General features: G+C 67.5%; 14 protein-coding genes. 10 read left to right on the plus strand and 4 right to left on the minus strand.

Features of this window, described 5'->3' with window-relative positions:
• The first annotated feature begins 115 nt into the window (after positions 1 to 115).
• The 8 genes from AC1DQR_RS13570 (at position 116) to AC1DQR_RS13605 (ending at position 11,833) form a co-directional block, all read left to right on the plus strand.
• On the plus strand, positions 116 to 367 hold the full coding sequence (locus AC1DQR_RS13570; RefSeq protein ID WP_043352647.1) for an acyl carrier protein: 252 nt from the start codon (positions 116 to 118) through the stop codon (positions 365 to 367).
• Positions 364 to 1,563 carry an acyl-CoA dehydrogenase family protein gene (locus AC1DQR_RS13575; RefSeq protein ID WP_477133147.1) on the plus strand — a complete coding sequence of 400 codons (1,200 nt, stop codon included), beginning with the start codon at positions 364 to 366 and terminating at the stop codon, positions 1,561 to 1,563. The genes AC1DQR_RS13570 and AC1DQR_RS13575 overlap by 4 nt, the downstream gene beginning before the upstream one ends.
• A 10-nt stretch (positions 1,564 to 1,573) precedes the next feature.
• Entirely contained in the window at positions 1,574 to 2,578 is a 1,005-nt protein-coding gene (locus tag AC1DQR_RS13580; protein WP_477133148.1) for an amino acid--[acyl-carrier-protein] ligase, read from the plus strand.
• Complete coding sequence (locus AC1DQR_RS13585) at positions 2,578 to 3,570, plus strand: DUF1839 family protein (protein ID WP_416051303.1); 993 nt, start codon at positions 2,578 to 2,580, stop codon at positions 3,568 to 3,570. The genes AC1DQR_RS13580 and AC1DQR_RS13585 overlap by 1 nt, the downstream gene beginning before the upstream one ends.
• Positions 3,571 to 3,624: 54 nt before the next feature.
• The gene (locus tag AC1DQR_RS13590) at positions 3,625 to 6,207 is read left to right on the plus strand and encodes a glycosyl hydrolase 2 galactose-binding domain-containing protein (RefSeq protein WP_477133149.1); all 2,583 of its coding nucleotides are present in this window, start codon (positions 3,625 to 3,627) and stop codon (positions 6,205 to 6,207) included.
• Between the two features lie 278 nt (positions 6,208 to 6,485).
• Entirely contained in the window at positions 6,486 to 7,208 is a 723-nt protein-coding gene (locus tag AC1DQR_RS13595; protein ID WP_416051301.1) for a Crp/Fnr family transcriptional regulator, read from the plus strand.
• A 41-nt stretch (positions 7,209 to 7,249) separates the two neighbouring features.
• A complete protein-coding gene (locus AC1DQR_RS13600) occupies positions 7,250 to 9,658 on the plus strand; it encodes a polysaccharide biosynthesis tyrosine autokinase (RefSeq protein WP_477133172.1) in 2,409 nt (802 codons plus the stop codon).
• 315 nt (positions 9,659 to 9,973) lie between these two features.
• Positions 9,974 to 11,833 (plus strand): alpha/beta fold hydrolase, encoded by a 1,860-nt coding sequence (locus AC1DQR_RS13605; RefSeq protein ID WP_477133150.1) that lies wholly within the window; start codon positions 9,974 to 9,976, stop codon positions 11,831 to 11,833.
• Between the two features lie 84 nt (positions 11,834 to 11,917).
• Here AC1DQR_RS13605 and AC1DQR_RS13610 read toward each other — a convergent pair whose 3' ends face one another.
• The 4 genes from AC1DQR_RS13610 to AC1DQR_RS13625 form a co-directional block, all read right to left on the minus strand.
• Positions 11,918 to 14,161 carry a polysaccharide biosynthesis tyrosine autokinase gene (locus AC1DQR_RS13610; protein WP_477133151.1) on the minus strand — a complete coding sequence of 748 codons (2,244 nt, stop codon included), beginning with the start codon at positions 14,159 to 14,161 and terminating at the stop codon, positions 11,918 to 11,920.
• A complete protein-coding gene (locus AC1DQR_RS13615) occupies positions 14,158 to 14,622 on the minus strand; it encodes an arsenate reductase/protein-tyrosine-phosphatase family protein (RefSeq protein WP_416051298.1) in 465 nt (154 codons plus the stop codon). Before AC1DQR_RS13615 ends, AC1DQR_RS13610 begins: the two co-directional genes overlap by 4 nt.
• Positions 14,623 to 14,633: 11 nt before the next feature.
• Complete coding sequence (locus AC1DQR_RS13620) at positions 14,634 to 15,728, minus strand: polysaccharide biosynthesis/export family protein (RefSeq protein WP_150989275.1); 1,095 nt, start codon at positions 15,726 to 15,728, stop codon at positions 14,634 to 14,636.
• 359 nt (positions 15,729 to 16,087) lie between these two features.
• Positions 16,088 to 17,029, minus strand: a complete 942-nt coding sequence (locus AC1DQR_RS13625) for a response regulator transcription factor (RefSeq protein WP_416051297.1) — start codon at positions 17,027 to 17,029, stop codon at positions 16,088 to 16,090.
• Positions 17,030 to 17,917: 888 nt separating this feature from the next.
• Here AC1DQR_RS13625 and AC1DQR_RS13630 point away from each other — a divergent pair.
• Positions 17,918 to 18,778 (plus strand): class I SAM-dependent methyltransferase, encoded by an 861-nt coding sequence (locus AC1DQR_RS13630; protein WP_416051296.1) that lies wholly within the window; start codon positions 17,918 to 17,920, stop codon positions 18,776 to 18,778.
• A complete protein-coding gene (locus AC1DQR_RS13635; protein ID WP_416051295.1) occupies positions 18,775 to 19,962 on the plus strand; it encodes a glycosyltransferase in 1,188 nt (395 codons plus the stop codon). Before AC1DQR_RS13630 ends, AC1DQR_RS13635 begins: the two co-directional genes overlap by 4 nt.
• The last annotated feature ends 21 nt before the right edge of the window (positions 19,963 to 19,983 follow it).

Genomic DNA, 19,983 nt, shown 5'->3' on the forward strand with positions numbered 1-19,983 from the left:
CAGTGCACCCGCGCCGCCAAACCACATGCGAAGTTGGTGGGCCAGCGCACCGAAGCCGGCCAGTAGCTGCGGCCCAATGATGAAACCCGACCATCCTCACCGAGGAGAACCAGAAATGAAGGCAACCATTCGACAAATCCTTGCCGATGTGGCGCGGCTCGACGTGTCGGTAGATGCGCTCGACGACCAAGCCGATCTTTACGAAGCCGGATTGTCATCGCTTGCCACCGTTCATGTAATGCTGGCAATCGAGAACGCATTCAATATCGAGATTCCGGACGCCATGCTCACCCGGCAGCTCTTTCGCAGCGTCAACTCGCTGGCAGCGGCGGCCGAGCAGCTAAGACAGCAACAGGAGGCAGCATGAGCCCCCCCTTAGCCAGCGTGGACCTGGCACGCTCGATGGCTGCGCACACCACCGCCGCCGAACTGATGGCGGCGGCGCAGCTTGCCGCGCTCGAAGCGGCCAAGCACGCCGATCAGGTCGACCGCGACGCGGCGTTTCCGCACGATGCGTTTGCCGCAATCCGGCAGCACCGGCTGCTTAGCGCCATGGTGCCCGCCGCGCACGGCGGCGCAGGCGCGTCACTCGACACGGTCGCGGCCATCTGCCGCGTGCTGGGCGCGGCCTGCTCCTCGGTCGGCATGGTCTACGCCATGCACCAGATCCAGGTAGCCTGCATCGTCGAGCACGGCACGGGCAACCCCTGGCATGAGCAGTTGCTTCAACGCATTGCCTCGGAGCAATTGCTGCTTGCCTCGGCCACCTCCGAGGAAGCGATCGGCGGCGCCCTGCGCAACAGCGGCTGCGCCGTCAATGTCGAGAACGACCGCTTCCATCTGCTCAAGATGGCGCCCACGATTTCCTACGGCGCGCAGTCCGACGCCATCCTGGCCACCGCGCGCCGCCATGCCGATGCCTCGCCCTCGGACCAGGTCATGGTGTGCCTGCTCAAAGACGATTTCACGCTGCAGAGCCTCAGCACGTGGGACACCCTTGGCATGCGCGGTACCTGCAGCAACGGCTTTCGCCTGGAGGCGCGCGGCGCCTGCGAGCAGATCCTGCCGGTGGCGTTCGGCGAGATCGCGGACGGCACCATGACGCCGGTGTCGCACATCCTGTGGGCCGCCTTGTGGACCGGCATCGCCGGCGATGCCGTGCAGCGCGCCAAGGCCTTCTTCCAGGGCCAGGCGCGTGCGCGCCCGGGCTCGCTGCCGCCATCGGCCACGCGGGTGGCCGATGCGGTGGCCATGGTGCAGATGATGGAAGGGCGGCTTGAGCTCGCATTAGAGCACCAGCGCCAGCGTCACGCGGGGCTCTCGGTGTCGGCGCTGTTCTCGCTCGCCGCGGAAATGAACGGCCTGAAGACCAGCGTGAGCACGATGGCGATCGAAGTGGTGCAGCAGGCGATGATGATCTGCGGCATGGCCGGCTACAAGCAAGGCACGCCTTACAGCCTCGGGCGTCACCTGCGCGATCTCTGGTCCGCGCCGCTGATGATCAACAACGACCGGATCCTGACCAATACCGCTAGCTTGCTGCTGGCCGAGCGTTCCAGCTAAGGAGCACGACATGGATGCCAACGTCAGCGTGGAAGATCGCGCCAATTCCGCGCCCGCGGACGCCGCCGGCGCGTCGGCCGCTACGCCTTCGTACAGCGATCCGCAGGCAGGCCAGCGGCGCTACCAGCAAGCATTGATCGAGGCGGGCCTGCTGATCCCGAGTGGGGTCGATGGCGTCTATGGCCGCAGCGCGGTGTTCGAGGCCATTGCGGACGGCCTGAACGTGGCCGTCACCGCGCTCGGCGCCGACCAGCGTGCTGAAGTGATGCGCTTTCCGCCCGCCATGTCGCGCCAGGATTTCGAGGCTAGCGACTACCTGAAGAGCTTTCCGCAGCTAGCCGGCACCGTGCACAGCTTCTGCGGCAGCGATCGCGACCATCATCGCCTGCTTGCGCGGATGGAGGCGGGCGAGGAATGGGCCGACGAGCAGCGGCCGACCCGCGTGGTGCTCACGCCGGCCGCGTGCTACCCGATCTATCCGGCGGTGGCGCGGCGCGGCCCGATGCCGCCGCAGGGGCTGGTGGTGGATGTGCTGTCGTATTGCTTCCGCCACGAGCCTTCGATCGATCCGGCGCGCATGCAGATGTTCCGCCAGCGCGAGTATGTGCGCCTGGGCGATGCCGGACAGATCATCGCCTTTCGCCAGTTGTGGATGGAGCGCGGCCAGCAGTTGGCCACCATGCTCGAGCTGCCGCACGAGGTGGAGGTGGCCAATGACCCGTTCTTCGGGCGTGGCGGCAAGATCGTGGCGGACAGCCAGCGCGAGCTGAAGCTCAAGTTCGAGTTGCTCATCCCGATCAACGAGGGCGCCCCGCCCACGGCGTGCATGAGCTTCAACTACCACATGGACCACTTCGGCCAGGTGTGGACGCTGCGCACCGCCGACGGCGAGCCGGCACATACCGGCTGCGTGGGATTTGGCATCGAGCGCCTGACGCTGGCGCTGCTGCGCCACCACGGCTTCGACCTGTCGTTGTGGCCCAAGGACGTACGCGCCACCCTGGGAGGGCTGTAATGCTCGTTGACCCGCGAACCCTGGAGCGCGGCATGCACGTGTCGCACGCCTTGCACAATGGCAATCCCGTCTGGCCGCAGACCAACTGCTATGTGGACTTGTGGATCGAACTGCTGCACGGCTGGGAGCTGGACCCGGTTGCGGCGCTCGGGTTCACCGTGTCGCAGGATTTCGAGGGCGATCAGTTCACCTTCTTCAAATACCCGCCGGACGATCTCGAACGTCTCTACGGCGTGGTGGTGCAGGAGCTGTCGCTGTATGAGTCGATGGAAGACCGCGTCGCCGGGCAGACCTGCCGCGGCCACGTGGTACTGCTCGAGGTGGATGGCTTTTACCTGCCGGACAACCGGGCTACGTCGTACCGGCGCGAGCATACCAAGACCACCATCGGCATCGACGTGATGATGCCCGAGGCGCAGTCCGTGGGTTACTACCATAACGAGGGCTATCACGTGGCCACCGGCGAGGACTACGCCGGGTTGTTCCGCCGCCTGCCCGCGCTGGCGGACGACGTGAACCTGCTGTTCCCGTACGCGGAGGTGGCGCGCCGCCGGTTTCCCGCGCTGGAAGGAACGATGCTGGTGCGCGCCTCGCTGGCGCTCTTGCGCAAGCACCTGGCGCGCCGTCCGCGTCAGAATCCCATCACGGCCTTCCGCACGGCGTTTCCCGCGCATCAGGAAGCGCTGATGGCCGGTGGCGAGCAAACCTTCCATCCCTACGCCTTTAGCGTGCTGCGCCAGCTCGGCGCCAACTTCGAGCTGCTCGGGCAGTACCTGCGCTGGCTGGCGCAGCATGGCCAGCCGATGCCTGAGAGCATAGCGGGCGCGTGCCAGAAGCTCGCGTCCGAGGCCATGGTGATGCAGTTCCGCCTGGTGCGCTCCATCATCAGCCGCCGCGTGGATCGTTGCCAGGATTGCCTGGACCAGCTCGAGGCCTCTTACGAGGCGGCGGTGCCGGCGCTGGCAGGCTACGTGGGCGAAGCCGAGTACTGAGGGCCGCCCGCCATGCATGCGCCGCTTGGTTTGGCACCTGTCCCCGGGCGGCCTGTGCACCGGCAACCGCTCGCCGGCGACTGGGCCTTGCTGGAGACGCCCGCCGGCGCCGTGGCATCGCCCGCGGCGCTGGCCGGGCGCGGCCCGTGGATGGCGGCCCAGGTGCCCGGGACCGTGGCGCAGGCGCTCCAGGCTGCTGGGCAATGGCAGGCGGCGGCACCGCGGCCGCTGCACGATCACGACTACTGGTACCGCGTGACGGTGTCCGGCGCGGGCGCGTATCGCCTGCGCCTGCACGGCCTGGCTACCGTGGCCGAGGTCTGGCTGGATGAGGTGCGCGTGCTCGACGCGCAGAACATGTTTACGGCGTTCGAGGCCGAGCTCCATCTCGATGGCGAGCATGTGCTCTGCCTGTGCTTTCGCTCGCTGCACCGCTGGCTGCGCACGCAGCGCGGGCCGGTGCGCTGGAAGCCGCGCATGATCACGCCGCCGACGTTGCGCCTGGTCCGCACCACGCTGCTCGGCCACATGCCCGGCTGGTGCCCGAACGTGCACACGATCGGGCCCTGGCGCGGCATCGACCTGCTGCCTCTTGCCACCGACGCGAGCCCGTTGCTGACGGCGCGCCTGGACCTGCAGGCAAGCCTGGCCGCCGATGCGGCGCAGGGTGGCGTCATCCGGCTGCGCCTGCGTGACGTGGCACCGCTGCCGCCAGCGATGACGATCATGCTGTGCGCCGATGGCCGTGAGGCACCCATGAAGGCAGTGGACGCCGGCACCGGCGGCATCGTCTACGAGGGCGAGCTGTCCGTGCCCGAGCCGCGCTTGTGGTGGCCGCACACGCATGGCGCGCCCGAGCGCTATGCGGTGCATCTGCGGCTGGGCGAAGAGCGCATCACGTGCGGGCAGGTCGGCTTTCGCCGCATCGAGCTCGACCGAACCGTTCAGGGCAGCACCGACGGCCTGGCGGACCGCGAAGAGGACGCCCAGGGGTTTGCGCTGCGCGTCAACGGCGAGCGTATCTTTTGCCGCGGGGCTTGCTGGACCAGCCACGACCTTGCCAGCCACGCCGATGCGCCCGACGAGATACAGAAGTGGCTCGCGCTGGCGCACGGCGCGGGCATGAACATGGTGCGCGTGAGCGGCGTCACCTGCTACCAGGGGGAGGCCTTCTTCGACGCGTGCGATGCGCTCGGCCTGCTGGTCTGGCAGGATTTCATGTTTGCGAACTTCGATTACGCGGCCAGCGCCGAGGCCGCGCGCCCGCTGATGGCGCAGGCCACGCGCGAGGTCAGCGAGTGGCTGGCGGCGCATCTCCACCATCCCAGCGTGGCGGTGCTGTGCGGCGGCAGCGAAGTCGAGCAGCAGGCCGCGATGATGGGCACGCCCGCGGCCACCTGGCGCCAGCCCTTGTTCGACGAGATCATTCCGGCGTGCATTGCGGCCTGGCATCCCGACGCGGTGTATGTGCGCAACTCGCCGTGCGGCGGTGCGTGGCCCTTCCAGGCCGACAGTGGCGTGACGCACTACTACGGCGTGGGCGCCTACCAGCGCCCGCTTGACGACGCGCGCCGCGCCAATGTGCGGTTTGCCTCGGAGTGCCTGGCGTTTTCCAACGTGCCATGCGTGCGTACCATGGCGGACGCGCTCGCGGTGCCACCCGTGCATGATCCGCGCTGGAAGGCCCGTGTGCCGCGCGATGCCGGCAGCGGCTGGGACTTCGAAGATGTGCGCGACTTCTATTTGCGCGAATTGTTCAAGGTGGACCCGCCGCGCCTGCGCTACGAGGACACGGCACGCTACCTGGCGTTGTCCCGCGCCGTGGTGGCGGAGCTGATGACAGACGTTTTCAGCGAATGGCGGCGAGCGGGCTCGACCTGCTCGGGCGGCCTGGTGTGGCAGTTGCAGGACCTGCTGCCCGGGGCGGGCTGGGGCATTGTCGATGCGCTGGCCCGGCCCAAGTCGGCCTGGCATGCCTTGCGCCAGGTGTGGCAGCCGCTACAGGTGCTGATCACTGACGAAGGCCTCAATGGCATTCACCTGCACCTGATCAATGAGAGCGCCACGCCGCGCAATGTGCGCCTGCAACTGCAATGCTGGCGCGACGGCGAGACCGCGTTGCTCGATGTCGCGCGCGATGTGTGCCTGGCCCCGCGCTCCACGCGGCGCATCAGCGGCGCCGCGCTGGCAGGGGCCTTTTTCGATTTCACATACGCCTATCGCTTCGGGCCGCGACTGCATGACGTGGTGCGCGCCGCGCTGGTCGATCCCTGCGGCGGCGCCCTGCTGAGCCAGGCCTGCTACCTGCCCGAGCGCAGCGCGGCCGCGCTCGAGCCGCCGGAGCTGACGGTCGGCGTGGCGCGCGAGGACGGCGATTGGTGGCTCACGGTGTCGACCCGGCGCTTTGCGCGGTGGGTGCACATCGACGATATCGCCTTTCGCGCGGAACACGACTGGTTCCATCTCGCGCCCGGCAGCCAGCGGCGCGTGAAGCTCTTGCCCGATAACGGCCCGAAAGGTGGAGGCCGTGAAGGCGCGCAGGGTGTAGGCCTTGCGCAGGCAGATCCCATCCCGATGGGGGAAGTCCATGCCCTCAATGCGCGCCGCGCGATTGCCTACAGCGCGCCAGGCGCCTGAAGAGGCGGAAAAACGCCAGGCGATGGCGGCGCAAAGCGCCGCCTGAGCGTCATTGCCGCGCACCGGCGAAGCGGCCCCGCCGCGCTCTCACACCTACCGAAGGATGATCAGGTTTCAGCCGTGCGGCTACTGTTGGCAGGGCCACATATGGCACTTAATACAAGCACAAATGCCGTGCGAACCAGGGTCAAAGAAAAGGTGGTCGGCGCGGGTCCTCCGGATCACGGTGGGCCGGCCTCGGCCGAGGTGCTCGTACGGCTGGTCACGGGGAGAGAGTAATGATCAGTCAGCGTTCGGATCTGCACGTCAATCATGTGCTTGGTGCCCTGCCGCGCAAGGATTGGGAATCACTGTCGTCGAATCTTGAGCTGGTACGCATGCGCGCCGGACAGTTGCTCACTGATTCCGGCCAGCGCATCCATCATGTCTATTTCCCCACGACGGCCATCGTCTCGATGCTGTCGCTGCTGGAGGATGGCGCTACCGTCGAGATCGCTGCCATCGGCAATGAAGGCCTCGTCGGCATCCCGGTGCTGACCGGCGGCGACACCATGCCCTGCCGCGTCGAGGTACGCACGCCGGGCTTTGCCTACCGCCTCTCGGCCGCCACGCTCAAGCAGGAATTCACGAATTCTCCGGCCATCCAGCGCGTCACCTTGCTCTATGTGCAGGCCGTGCTCACCCAGATCGCGCAGACCGCCGTGTGCAATCGTCACCATTCGCTCAACAAGCAGCTTTGCCGCTGGCTGCTGCTGGCCCTCGATCGCATGGCGTCCAACGAGCTGGTGATCACCCAGCAGGTTATCGCCAACATGTTGGGCGTGCGCCGCGAAGGGGTGACGGAAGCCGCCGGCAAGCTGGAGGACTTGGGCCTGATCCAGCATAGCCGCGGGCACATCACGGTGCTCGACCGGCATGGGCTGGAGGCGCATTCCTGTGAATGCTACAAGCTCGTCAAGCGCGAGTTCGATCGTTTGCTGCCGGCGCTTGCCAGTGCTTGAGGCGGGAGCGGGGTTGGGTCAGGGAGATTGCCGTGAACAGGTTGTCCTTCGCCGGTGCGTCGCCGGCTGCAAATGAGCCGGCGCAGCCGCGAGCGCGCGGCTCGCGCGCACTTGTCGATCACCTTGGCTGGATCGTTGCGCTGACGCTCGCCGGTGGCGCCATCGGTGCGCTGGTCGCGTTGTCCATGCCGCAGCACTATCGCGTCGAGGCGCTGGTGCAGGTGGAGCCACGCGACGCAGGCCAGAATGCCGGTGCGCGCGGCGGGGCGCAGGCCGGCCCCGCTGCCCCGTTCGACGCTGGCATGCTGACCAGCCGCGCGGTGGTCGGGCCCGTGGTGGAACGGCTGCACCTGGACGTCTCGGCGGTGCCGTTGCGCGCGCCGCTGGTGGGTGCGCTGGTGGCGCGTTTTGCCGAGCCCGGGCAGGCCGTGGCGCCTTGGCCGGAAAGCCTGGGCTATGCCTGGGGCGGCGAGCGCATCCAGATCGACAGCCTGGCGGTGCCCGAGCGCCTGCTTAACGTGCCGCTGATGCTGGAGGTCCAGCCGCAGGGCCACTATCGCCTGTATGCCGGCAACGCGTTGCTGTTTGAGGGCGTGGCGGGCGAGCCGGCCGCGGGCAACGATGTGGAGCTGCAGGTGGCCAAGCTCGATGCCCAGCCTGGCACGCGCTTCGTACTGATCCGCCATGATCCGCTTTCCACCGTGGACGCCATCTCGCGCGAGCTGGTGGTGGACGAACACACGCGCGACGCCGGCACAGTGCGCATCTCCTGGCGCTACCCCGACCGCAAGCTGGCCGCCGCGCTGGTCAATGGCGTGGCGCAAGCGTATATCGACAGCCAGACCACCCAGCGCCGCGACGACGCGGCCGGCAGCCTTGCCTTCGTCACCGGCGAGCTGCCGCGCGTGCAGGGCGAGCTGGAGCGCGCGGAGGCCGCGCTCACACGCTACCGCACCCGTAGCGGCACCATGGCGCCGACCCAGGACGCACAGTCATACCTGAACGGCAGCATGGACTACCAGCGCCAGATCGCCGCGTTGCGGCTGGAGCGTACCCGCCTGCTGCAACGCTTTACCACCGACAGCAATGAAGTGCGCACGGTCGACACCCAGATCCAGGAGCTCAGCAAGGTACGCCGCGACATGGATTCGCGCATGCAGAACCTGTCGGAGACGGAGCGCGAGTCCGTGGCGCTCACGCGCGACGTGAAGGTGGCCGAGGACATGTACATGACGTTGCGCAACCGGGTGCAGCAGCTCTCGCTGGTGCAGTCGGATCGCTCCAACAACATGCGCATTGTCGATGCGGCGCTTCCGCCCGCCCGGCCAGACGGAGTTGGCCCGTGGCCGCTGACCGGCGGCGGCGCGCTGCTCGGGCTGTGTCTCGGGCTGGCCGGCGTGGCCGCGCGGCAGCGCTACAGGCCCTCGGTGGCGGATGCCGCCGATGCCGAGGCGCGGCTGGGCATGCCCATGCTCGGCGAGATCGCGTTCAGCAGCGAGCAGACCGAGCTTGAGCACCAGTCCGAGGTGCATCGCCGGCTGGGCATGATGATGGGCTTCGCCGCCCGGCCCAGCCCGCGCCTGTACGCGCCGGCGCCTGGCAGCGCATTGGCCGAACCCGGCGGGTTCTCCACCGGCGAGGCCGAGCGGCTGCTGCGGTGCGGGCTGCATGACCGCTTCCTGCTGGCACGGCGCTCGCCGCACGCGCTCGCGGTGGAGGGCCTGCGCAGCGTGCGCGCGGCCCTGCATTTCGCCGTGCGCAATGCGCCCGATGCGGTGCTGGCCGTGACCAGCCCGGCGCCCGGCACCGGCAAGACCTTTGCTTCCGTCAACCTGGCTGTGCTGTTCGCCGAGGCCGGCCAACGCGTGCTGCTGATCGACGCCGACCTGCGCCGCGGCAAGATCGCCAACTGGTTCGACCAGGCCGCCGAGCCGGGGCTGGCCGAACTGCTCGCGGGCCAGGCCGAACTCGTGGCCGTGGTGCGGCCCACCGTGGTGTCGGGGCTCTCGGTGATCACCGCCGGATCCATGCCGCCCAATCCCTCCGAGTTGCTGATGATGCCAGCGCTGGCCGAGACGCTGCAGGCCTGCAAGGCCCGTTTCGACCTGATCATCATCGACACGCCGCCGGTGCTGGCCGTGGCCGATGCCACCCTGGTTGCCAACCTGGCCGGCTCGACGCTGTTGGTGGTGCGTGCTGATGTCACGCCTGCCGCGCAAGTGGATGAGACGCTAAAGCGCCTGGCTCGCGCCGGGGCGCGGCTTGCTGGCGGCATGCTCAATGGCGTCACGCCCCGGCGCAGCAACCGCGCGGACTTCGCCGCAATAAGCCCGTACCTGGGGCTGCCGCTGCCGGCCGCGCAGCCCGAAGCGCTGGCGCTGGAGTCGCGCCCGGCCCGGCCCGGCACGGCAGAGCAGCAGGCGGGCCAGGGCTCCATGCCCGCCTCCTGATATCCGGGGACGCTACGGAAATCTCCATGAGCGTACCCGTTTCTGCGTGCGGCGGGACGTTGTGAAACGCCGCCTCGCAACCAACGCGCAACGTGCCCTGCCCGTTGCGCGTTGTCGTGAAAACCGCAGCCTGTGGCGGCCAATTGGGGCCGTTGGGCCGGCCGCGACAGGGATTTTGATGGGTTGTGCCAGGCCGGGAGCCGCCGGCGGGCATGGCGCAAGGGCACGTACAACCAACAACAGAAGGCAAAGCGTACCCGTTTCTGCGTGCGTCAATGCCCGGGGCCAACGCCCCGTTATTCCTTGGGAGAGGTCATGAAACCGGTCTTGTTCGAGGGCTGTGCCGGCTGGCTGCACGAGGCCGCAGGCACCACGGGGGCGGTGCTGTGCAACCCGCACGGCCACGAGGCGATGTGGTCGCACCGTGCGTTTCGCCACTTGGCCGCGGACCTCGCCGCTGCGGGCTTGCCGGTGCTGCGCTTCGACTATCCCGGCACCGGTGACTCCGCCGGCACCGACACCGATGGCGAGCATATTGCCTGGTGCGTGCACGGCATCCTGGGCGCGGTAGCCGCGCTGCGCGAGCAGGCCGGAGTGAGCCGGGTCGTGTTGTGCGGCCTGCGCCTGGGGGCCACGCTGGCCGTGCTCGCCGCCGAGGCACTGGCCGCGCGCGAGCCCGATGTCGTGGCCGGCCTGGTGCTGCTGGCGCCGGTGGTGAGCGGGCGCGCCTATCTGCGCGAGCTGCGCGCGTTGCACACCAGTTGGGTCAACAACGTCATCCCCGACATCGAACTCGCGCCGCCCACCGACGGATCGCTCGACGTGCTGGCCTACCGCTTCCAGCCCGACACCGTGACAACGCTCGAAGGCCTGCGCCTGGCCCGCCGCAAGGGCTGCCCCGCGCCGCGCGTACTGCTGCTTGACGCCTGGCCGGGGGCCACCTCCCCCGTCGCAGAAATGGGTACGCTTTATCGCGGATCGGGGGCCGAGGTCACGCTGGGCACCTTTGGCGAGTATCCCGGCATGATGCAAGCGGCCGAGTACGCGCAGGTGCCTGAGAGCGCCTGGCAAGAGGTGCTGGCCTGGGTGCGCCCGGCCGTTGCCGCCGGGCGCCGCGGCGCCGCGCCCGGCCTGCCTGCGCCAGGCAACGAGAGCCCCGCGCTGGAATGCGAGGTGGACGGCGTGCGCGAGCAACGGGTATGGCTGGACCGCGGCCGCCAGTTCGGCATCCTTTGCCAGCCCGCGCGGCGCGGCGCGAGCGATGTCGCGGTGCTCTTTCCCAATACCGGCGGCAACCACCATGTGGGCGACGGGCGGGTCTTTGTGAGCTTGTCGCGCGAATTGGCTCGGCACGGCGTAACCGCATTGCGCCTCGATCTCTCCACGCTGGGCGATAGTCCGGCCCCGGCACGCCAGATGAGCATTCCCGCGGTCTACGCGCAGAGCGCCTGCGACGATGCCAGTGCCGCCGTCGACTGGCTGCGCGCGCAGGGGTACAAGCGCATCGTCATGTCCGGGGTTTGCTCGGGCGCGTTCATCAGCCTGCACGTGGCGTTGCGCAATCCGGCGGTCAACGGCCTGGTCCTGGCCAACCTGGCGAAATTCCGCTGGGACGATGCCGACACCGCCGCCGTGAACGAACGGGTGCAGTCCATGCGGGGTTACGTGGCGGCCGTGCGCCGTGCGCAGAACTGGCAACGGCTGTGGCGCGGCCAGGTCAAGGTCTGGCCGATCCTGTCCGGCTTCGTACGCCGGTGCACGCGGCGCGTGGTGCAACGCGGCGCAGCCGCCGTGGCGCGCTGGCGCGGCGGCGACGACACCACCACCGTGACCGGCTTCGCGCGGGCCGCCATGCGGGAGCTCGACCGGCGCGGCGTGCAGACCGACTTCCTCTACGGCATGAGCGATATCGGGCTGGAAGAAGCCAAGGACCACTTTGGCAGCAACCTCGAAGCGCTGCAGGGCCTGGGCAACATCCGCGTGCGCACCCTGCCCACGTTCGATCATTCGCTGTTTCTTGCTGACAGCCGCGCCGCGCTTGGGGCGCATCTGGTGCGCTACATCGAGGTCCAGCTGGCGCGCGGCGAGCCGGCCGAGGTGAGCGAGGCGAACGTGGCGAACGAGGACAGCGCCGGCGTGCTGGCGGATGCGGTGTCAGGCACGGCGAGCGCCTGAGCGTGGGCGGCGAGCCGGCCGCGCACGGCAAAAAAGAGGCGCCGGAATCCCGGCGCCTCCGATTGCGCGCGACGCGGGGCAGCCCTACCGGCTCTGCACCGTATCCACGTCCTGGTACCGATAGTTCAGATACCGGTACTTGCCGAAGTTGTAATGCGCCCGATACCACCGCCCTTGCACATTCAACCCGTTGAACAGCACGCCCTTCACTTCCCCACCCACCTGCCTGATCGCCCTGCCCGCGGCTTCCAGTTCATCCACGGTAGTCGAGTCCGCACGGGCCACCATGAAGACCGCATCCGCCTTGGTAGCGAGGATGCCGGTATCCGAGGCGGCCAGCACTGGCGGCGTGTCGATCAGCACGATGTCGTAGTTCGCTTTTAGCGCATTGAGCAGCGCGTCCATCGCGGGACTCAGCAGCAGGTCCGCGGGATGCTCGGGCAGCGTCCCGGTGGGAATGAAATCCAGTCCGGGCACAACCTGCCTGCGAACGGCGGGCTCTACCGGCGCGCCCTGCAGCAGCTCGGTCAGGCCGGGGCCACGGTCGGTGTCGAAGCGCCGGTTCAGGTTGCCCCGCCGCAGGTCGGCATCGATCAGCACCACGCGCTTGCCGCCGGCGGCGAGCACCGCGGCGAAGTTGGCGCAGATGAAGGACTTTCCGACACCCGGCGCCGGGCCCGTCACCAGCACCACCGGATGGCGGTTGCCAAGCAGCGAGAACTGCAAGGCGGTGCGGAAGCTGCGCAAGCTCTCCATGGCGGGATCGTCAGGCATCCGGCAGGCCAGCAGCGCGGCTTTCGGGTTGCCCTGCGTGGCCAGGCGCGACTGTTCCGGGCTGAACGGGATGGTGGAGTACACCGTGAACCCTGTCAGGTTTTCGATATCGTCGGCCTCGGCGACGCCGCCGTCCAGCATGTGGCGCAGGCACACGACGATCAGCGCGCCCACGGTGCCAAGCATGGCCGCGAATATCACCAGCAGCGCCCGGTTGGGCCGCACGGGCTGCAAGGGCACTTCGGCCGGGTCGACCATGCGCGCCGTCCCCACCTTGCTGGCCTTGGTCAGCTTGAGTTGCTGGGCGTCGTTGAGCAGCGACTGGTAAAGCTCGGTGCTGACCTTGACATCGCGCAGCAGGCGCAGCACATTTTGCTCCACTTCGGGCAGCTTCTGGATGCGCGTGGTCACGCCGGCGAGCGCGGCATTCAGGCTGCCGATCTGCTCGTCGATGATGCCGATGCTGGGATGGTTGCCGGTAAAGCGCGTCACCAGTTCCTGGCGTTTCGCGCGCAGCTCCTGCAGGCGTGTCTGGATCTGCACGGACTGCGAGAGGATCAGCTTCGACTCCTCGGTGAGGTCGATCGTGCCGCGCTGGTTGCGCAGCGCGTTATAGCGCGTCTCGGCGGTTTCCACCTGCTGCTTGACCTGCGGCAGCTGCTGGTCGAGGAAGGCCAGGGATTTCTCGGCCTCTTCCGCCCTGCGGCGCACGTTCTGGTCGACATACTCGCTGCCGATCTCGTTGAGCGTTGCTGCGATCAGGTCCGGGTCCGGGCCTTCAAGGGTGATGCCGATCACCCCGCTCGACTTGCCGCGCTCGGCAATCTGCAGCGATTGCTGCAGCTGCGCGATGGCAATGGCCCGAGGCAGCCGCGTCACGTTGAAGGTGGCGCCAGGGTTGCCTTCCAGTTCCGTAATGAGGATCTCGACGTTGCCGCGTGAGGTTGGCACGACCAGCGGCTGGCCGACGGTGCCCGTTGCCATGGTCTGCTCGCCCTTGACTTTCAGCCGGTACCGTTTGCCGTCAAGGGCCGTCACCGTCATCCTGGTGCCTTCCAGCCGCGTTGGCATCTCGAGGCGGCCCACCGTAATGCGTTCGTCGCCCCAGACAAAGCCGCCCCAGCCGAAGAGGCCGGGTTCCGACAGGCCAGGGTTGTAGCGTGCCAGCGCCTGGCCGATCACCGGAAAGTAGCTCGGCCTGGCGTCGATGAACAGCTTCAGGCTTTCCACGGCCTTGCCCACCACCATGCGCGAGTGCAGCAGCTCGATCTCCGCGGCGGCGGCCGGCTTGACGTCGAAGACCGGTGCCACGCTGCCCGCGAGCTTGGTGTTGGCGCTGTTCCCCGTGTCCTCCACTTGCACCACGATATCGGTACGGTAGACAGACTTGGTGAAGAACGCGTAGGTCGCGCCCAGCGCGAAGACCGTGCCTGCGATCAGGATGAAGGTCCAGCGGTAGCGCATCAGCACGTCGAGATAGCCGGTCAGGTCGATCGACTTCTCCCGCTGAACGCGCCCTCCCGGCAATGCCTCGTGTGGATTGAACGTGTTCATGCTACCTCCCCGTGACAATGATCCTGTGCAATGGCGCGAATGCGCACCGACCATGAATCGACCCCTTGCCTGATCAGCCCCAGCACGATCCTGAACATATTCTGCGAACAGCCATAGGGATCGGGCACGTCAGCGTGCATGAACTCGCAAAGGCGGTAGACCTTGCCGCGTGCCTGCGGATACTGGCGCTCAAGCGCTTCTCTTTGTTCTGTGTCCATCACCAGCACCAGGTCGGCGCCGTTGATCATGTCTTCGTCCACGGTGCGCGCGCGGTGCCCTGAGAGATCGAGGCCGTCCTCCTCGAGCAGGCGCACCGTATGCGGATCGGCGGCGGCGCCCTCCAGCGGGGCCAGCCCGGCGGAGCTCACCGTGCAGCCGGGCAGCGCGTGGCGCAGCAGGCCCTGTGCCATGGGGCTGCGGCAGGTATTGCCGATGCACACAACCAGGATCGAGCGGATCATCGCGGCCTCGCTTACTTGACCACGCTGGCGGCGCTGAACGCACCGCTCGTCGATGGCAGCAGCAGGTTGACCACGCGGCTCCAGCGCACCAGCTCGCGCGCATCGACATACACCACGTCTTTTGCCTCGAGCTCGAAGCCCTCGGCGATGGCCAGCGCCACGGGCGATGTGCCGTCCAGGTGATACACCTTGGGCTCGCCGTCCGCCGCCTTGCGGATCACGAAGATCTGCTCTGCGTTGGCGGTGTTCGGGTTCACGCCGCCAGCGTCGCCAATGGCCTCATTCAGCGTCATGCGGCCATTGCGCATCAGCAAGGTGGTGGGGCGCACCACCTCGCCGGTGACGAAGATCTTGCTGTCCTCGCGCTGTTCCACGCGCACGATGTCGCCGTTCTTGAGCATGATGCGCGAGGGATCGATGCCGCGCGCGAGCAGTGCCGGGATGTTGACGTGCCAGCTGCGCTCGCCGCGCGTGATGCGGATGCGGCTGTTGTCGCCTGTCAGGTTGAGCACGCCGCCCGCGCGGTTAAGCGCCTCGATCAGCGTCATCGGCGCGTCGTCGATCGGTTGCATGCCAGGCGTGCGCACTTCGCCGTCCACATAGATGCGCTGGCTGCGAAAGGCGAGCACGCGCACCGTCATCTGGGGATCGCGCACCACGCGCGAGAGCACCTTGGCAATCTGGTCGCGCACGTCGTTCGCCGTCCTGCCCGCGACCTTCATCACGCCAGCGTAGGGAAACTGGATATCGCCCTGCGCGCTCACCACATAGCCGGGCACATTGGAGCCGCCGCCCACCGCGGGGATTTCATACGCGGCGCCGATGCTGTAGGTCTGGTTGGGGAAGACCAGTTCCGGGTGATCCCACACCACCACCGAGACGATATCGCCCGGGCCGATGAGATAGGGCTGCGGCTTGCCATAGAGCTCGTCCAGCTTCTCGACCTCGCGTTGCGCCATGGTGCGCTGGTTGCGCACCACCTCCAGCGTGATCGGCGTGATGTTGGGCATGGCATCGGGCCCGACCGCGCCGATGGGCGCTTTGGGGTCGAAGTGCATGCCTGGCGAGCTTGCGCAGGCGGCGAGCAACAGGGTCGCGCATAGCATGGCAAGGCATGCTAGCGGCCGGCATTGGCGTTGTGCGTTCCCTTGTTGCCTGTCATGGTCGGTGATCTCGTTCACGGCAGCCTCCGGCATTTGGCGACGGGGACATCGCAACGGCTGCGACAGTCCCCCGATGCTGCCATCCTAGGAGGCGCGGGAGCGGCAATCGGTGCGCTGTCCCACATTGCACTGCGATGCCGTAAATGGCGCGCGCGACGCGCCGGGGCGAACGAAGGGGCCTGCCTTGGGCAGGAGCAAGGCACAAGACGGATGCTGGAAAGCGCGCCCCGGGACTCGGACAAAAGACAACGGCGGCAAGCTTTACGCCTGCCGCCGCCGGTTGGCTGCGCCGCAAGCGCGCCTCAGCGCATCGCGGTGGAAATGCCCGTGCTGTACTCCGCGACCGCGCGTACCGGCCTGGTGCCGGCAGACGACGCGTTGCGCACCGCTGTGCGCGGCGAGGCCTCGTCGCCGCTGACCCATTCCAGCGACGCGCCGCGCTGGAGCGCCGCGTAGACCGCCTCGCCCTTGTTGCGTACCTTGAGCCGCTGGTACAGGGTGCAGGCATGGCTCTTGACCGTCGCCACCGAGATATTGAGCATGCGGCTCACGGTCTTGATGGGATGTCCGCGCGCCAGCAGCACCAGCACCTCATATTGCCTCGGGGTGATCTGCAGCATCTCGGCTTCGTCGTAGGCGGTCTCGCCGTGCCCGCCGGTGCCACCGGCATCGGCCGCCACAGCGCTCTGGCGAGACACGGCGGCCAGGGATTCGCGCGAGGATGGCGTGGCCTGGATGCGCATGCCGGCGGGGTTGCACTGCGCGCTGTCAGCCAGTGGCGCCAGCACGGGAACGCGCCCACCTACAGGATAGTTGCCGGCCGAGAGGCCTGGCGATCCGCTGCTTGACGCGCCGGCCTGGCGATTGTTCTGGCCGCGCACGTATTGCCCGCCAACCATGGCCAGGCGGATGCCGGCTTCCAGCACCGCCAGCGAAGCGGATTTCGGCAGGCAGCCGCAGATCCCTTGCGCCATGGCGAGCGCCGGAATCTGCAGCGGAATCATATCGGCGAGCAGCAGCAAGCGATCGGCCGAGAGCACGGAGCGCACCTTGTTGAGCAGTTGCCATCCGGCGTCGATGTCGGCCGGCATGCCGAACACGAGCAGGTCGCAATGATTGCCTTCCAGCAGGGCGACGTCGGCCGGGTCGACGGTGATGACATGGTCGACGCCATGAATACGCTCGAGCATTTGCAGCAACCCGAGACGCAGCAGTGGGTGACCCTCGATGAGCAGTGCGTTCATGTTGTTATTCCCCCCGTATGATTGCGGCAGGAAACAGGTTGAACGCAGCGGAATAATGACCTGCGCGACCCTCGTGGTGCTCCACGCGCGCCGCCCCTATTTATCCCCGTACCACCGCCAAGCCGGACCGCCCGTTTTTATTGCCGGGAACTGACCGCAAGCCGGAAGGCTGACCCCCTGAACCCACCCCAAAATGCCATTCGTCTTAAAACGAATTAAGGTCATATTATGGTCTGATCTGCACGAAATCAAGTTGCTTTGTCGGCGCTCCAATTGGGTTGGAGAGGTTTTTCTCATCATCCGGAAAGCCTTGTTGGTGGCCGACTGGCGGGTTACCCGAACGGGTGATGGATAATTGACAGAATTAAGTTTCAAGACTGAAACAGTTATTGGTCAATAAAGTTTCACCGCTGCAACAGAAAATGGTGTCGCTAGCGCATTTATGGCTTTTCCAGGGAACGCGCCCGCGTGGCGGATCAATCTTGAAACTCGCACCGAGGTGGAGTCCGCGACCCACTTGCGACTTCGGCATGAGCCTTGGGCGAGCGCCGCGCGACAAACGGATGAGAGCCATCTCAGCCATCAGGATGAGGGGAGATGGACATCCGGCACGCGAGCCTGCCCGCGGTGCCGGATGTCCCCCTTGCGCCGCAGGAAAGCGATGCTGGCGGTACCCCGCCGCTACGCCTGAAGCAGGTCCCGCGGATACCTCGCGGCGCACGCCGATCTTGCCTGTTCCTGCCGTGCCGACCCGTGTGTGGCAACGTACAGAAACCCGAATCCCGCCCCGGCATCCTCATTGCAAGCAGACTGGTCATCTGCCCGGCAAAGCATGCCAGCGGCGCGGCTGCGCTTTGATCCAACGTTGCTCATCTTCACGAGGTGGTCATGGCTTCAGGCACGGCGCAGGATCGCATCAATCAACACGCATGGCGTAGCTGGGGCGCGCGCCGGTGGTTCGGCACCGCCAGCGATTGGACCGACCCTGGCGAGGCCGCGGCGATCGCCAGGGTGGCGGACGAAGTGCGGGGCCAGCCCATCCTCGACGTTGGCGTGGGCGGCGGGCGCACCGTGGCGCTGCTGCGCGCGCTGAGCGACGACTATACGGCGGTCGACTACATGCCCGAGATGGTCGAGATCTGCCAGCGCAATCATCCCGGCGTGCGGGTGATGCAGATGGATGCGCGCGACATGTCGCCCTTTGCGGACAACAGCTTCGCGCTGGTGATGTTCAGCTTCAACGGCATCGATGCGGTGGACTACGCGGGGCGCGTCGCCATCCTGCGCGAGTTCGCGCGCGTGCTGCGGCCCGGCGGCCTGATGCTGTTCTCCACGCACAACATGCGTGGGCCGAGCTATCGCGAGAATCTCTCGCGCTTCGTGCGGCTTCCGCATCTGTCGGCCAACCCTATCGCGGTTGGCATCGATACCGCGCGGGTGATCTGCAACCTGCCGATTGCCACCTTCAACTACCTGCGGCACTCGCGGCTGAACCGCGAGTTCGACGGCTATGCCATCCGGGTTTGCGCTGCCCACAAGTTTGGCATCGTGATCGTCTATACCGAGCTCGCCGCGCAGAAGCGCGCGCTCGCGGAGCTGGGGCTGCACACCGATGTGGTGTTCGGCAACCTGAACGGCGAGCCGGTGCGCGAAGGCCAGGACCTGCGCGACGTGTACTGGTTTCATTTCATTGCGCGCAAAGCCGCGGCCGGCGACTCGTCACCGGCGGCCCCCGGAGCCCGGCCATGAAGATCCTGCACGTGATCTCGTCGATCGATCCGGGTGGTGGCGGCCCGATCGAGGGTGTGCGCCAGCTGCGCGCACCCTTGCGTGAGCGCGGCGTACAGGTGCAGGTGTGCTGCGGCGACGCGCCCGATGCGCCCTGCGTGCGCGACAGCGAGCTCGACGTCATCGCGTTGGGGCCGTCATCGCTCAAGTACGGCTTTAACCGGCGCATGGTGGCCTGGCTGCGCGCGCATTGCGAAGCGTACGATGCGGTCATTGTCGAAGGCCTGTGGCAGTACCACGCGCTGGCCGTGTGGCTGGCGCTGCGTGGCAAGCGGGTGCCGTATTTTGTGTTCACGCACGGCATGCTGGACCCCTGGTTTCGCGACCACTATCCGCTCAAGCATCTGAAGAAGAGCCTCTACTGGCTGGTGGGGGACTACTGGGTCTTGCGTCATGCGCGCGGCGTGCTGTTCACGTGCGGCGAGGAGAAGCTGCGCGCCAGCGGCGCGTTCTGGCCGTATCGGTGCCGGGAGGTGGTGGCAAGCTATGGCACGGCGCAGCCGCCTCAGGACGGCGCGCCGCTGCGTGAGGCCTTCTTCCGCGCTTTCCCGGAGGTGCGCGGCAAGCGCATCGCGCTGTTCCTCGGCCGGATCCACGAGAAGAAGGGCTGCGACCTGCTGGTCGAAGCCTTCGCCGGCGTGGCCGCCGCGCATCCCGCGCTGCATCTGGTGCTGGCCGGACCGCACGACACTGCGCTGCGCGCGATGCTGGAGCAACGCATTGCCGCGCATGGGCTGTCCGCGCGCGTGAGCTGGACCGGCATGCTCAAGGGCGAGCTCAAGTGGGGCGCGTTTCACGCGGCCGAGGTGTTCTGCCTGCCTTCGCACCAGGAGAACTTTGGCGTGGCGGTGGCAGAGGCGCTCGGCTGCGGCGTGCCGGTGCTGATCTCCGACAAGGTCAACATCTGGCGCGAGATCGTCGCCGACGGCGCCGGGCTGGTGGGCCCGGACACGGCGCAGGGCGCCACCGCCTGCCTGCAGCAGTGGCTGCAGGCGGAGCCCGCCGCGCAAGCGCGCATGCGCATTGCCGCGCGGCAGTCCTTTGCCCGGCGCTTCCATGCCGCACAGGCCGCACAGCGGCTGCTGGACATCATCCATGGCGCGACCGAAGCCGCGCAGCCTGTCCACCACGCGGCGGCGGGATAGAGGAGACAAGATCATGGTCGC

The organism is Cupriavidus sp. 05L411 (genome assembly GCF_056398045.1).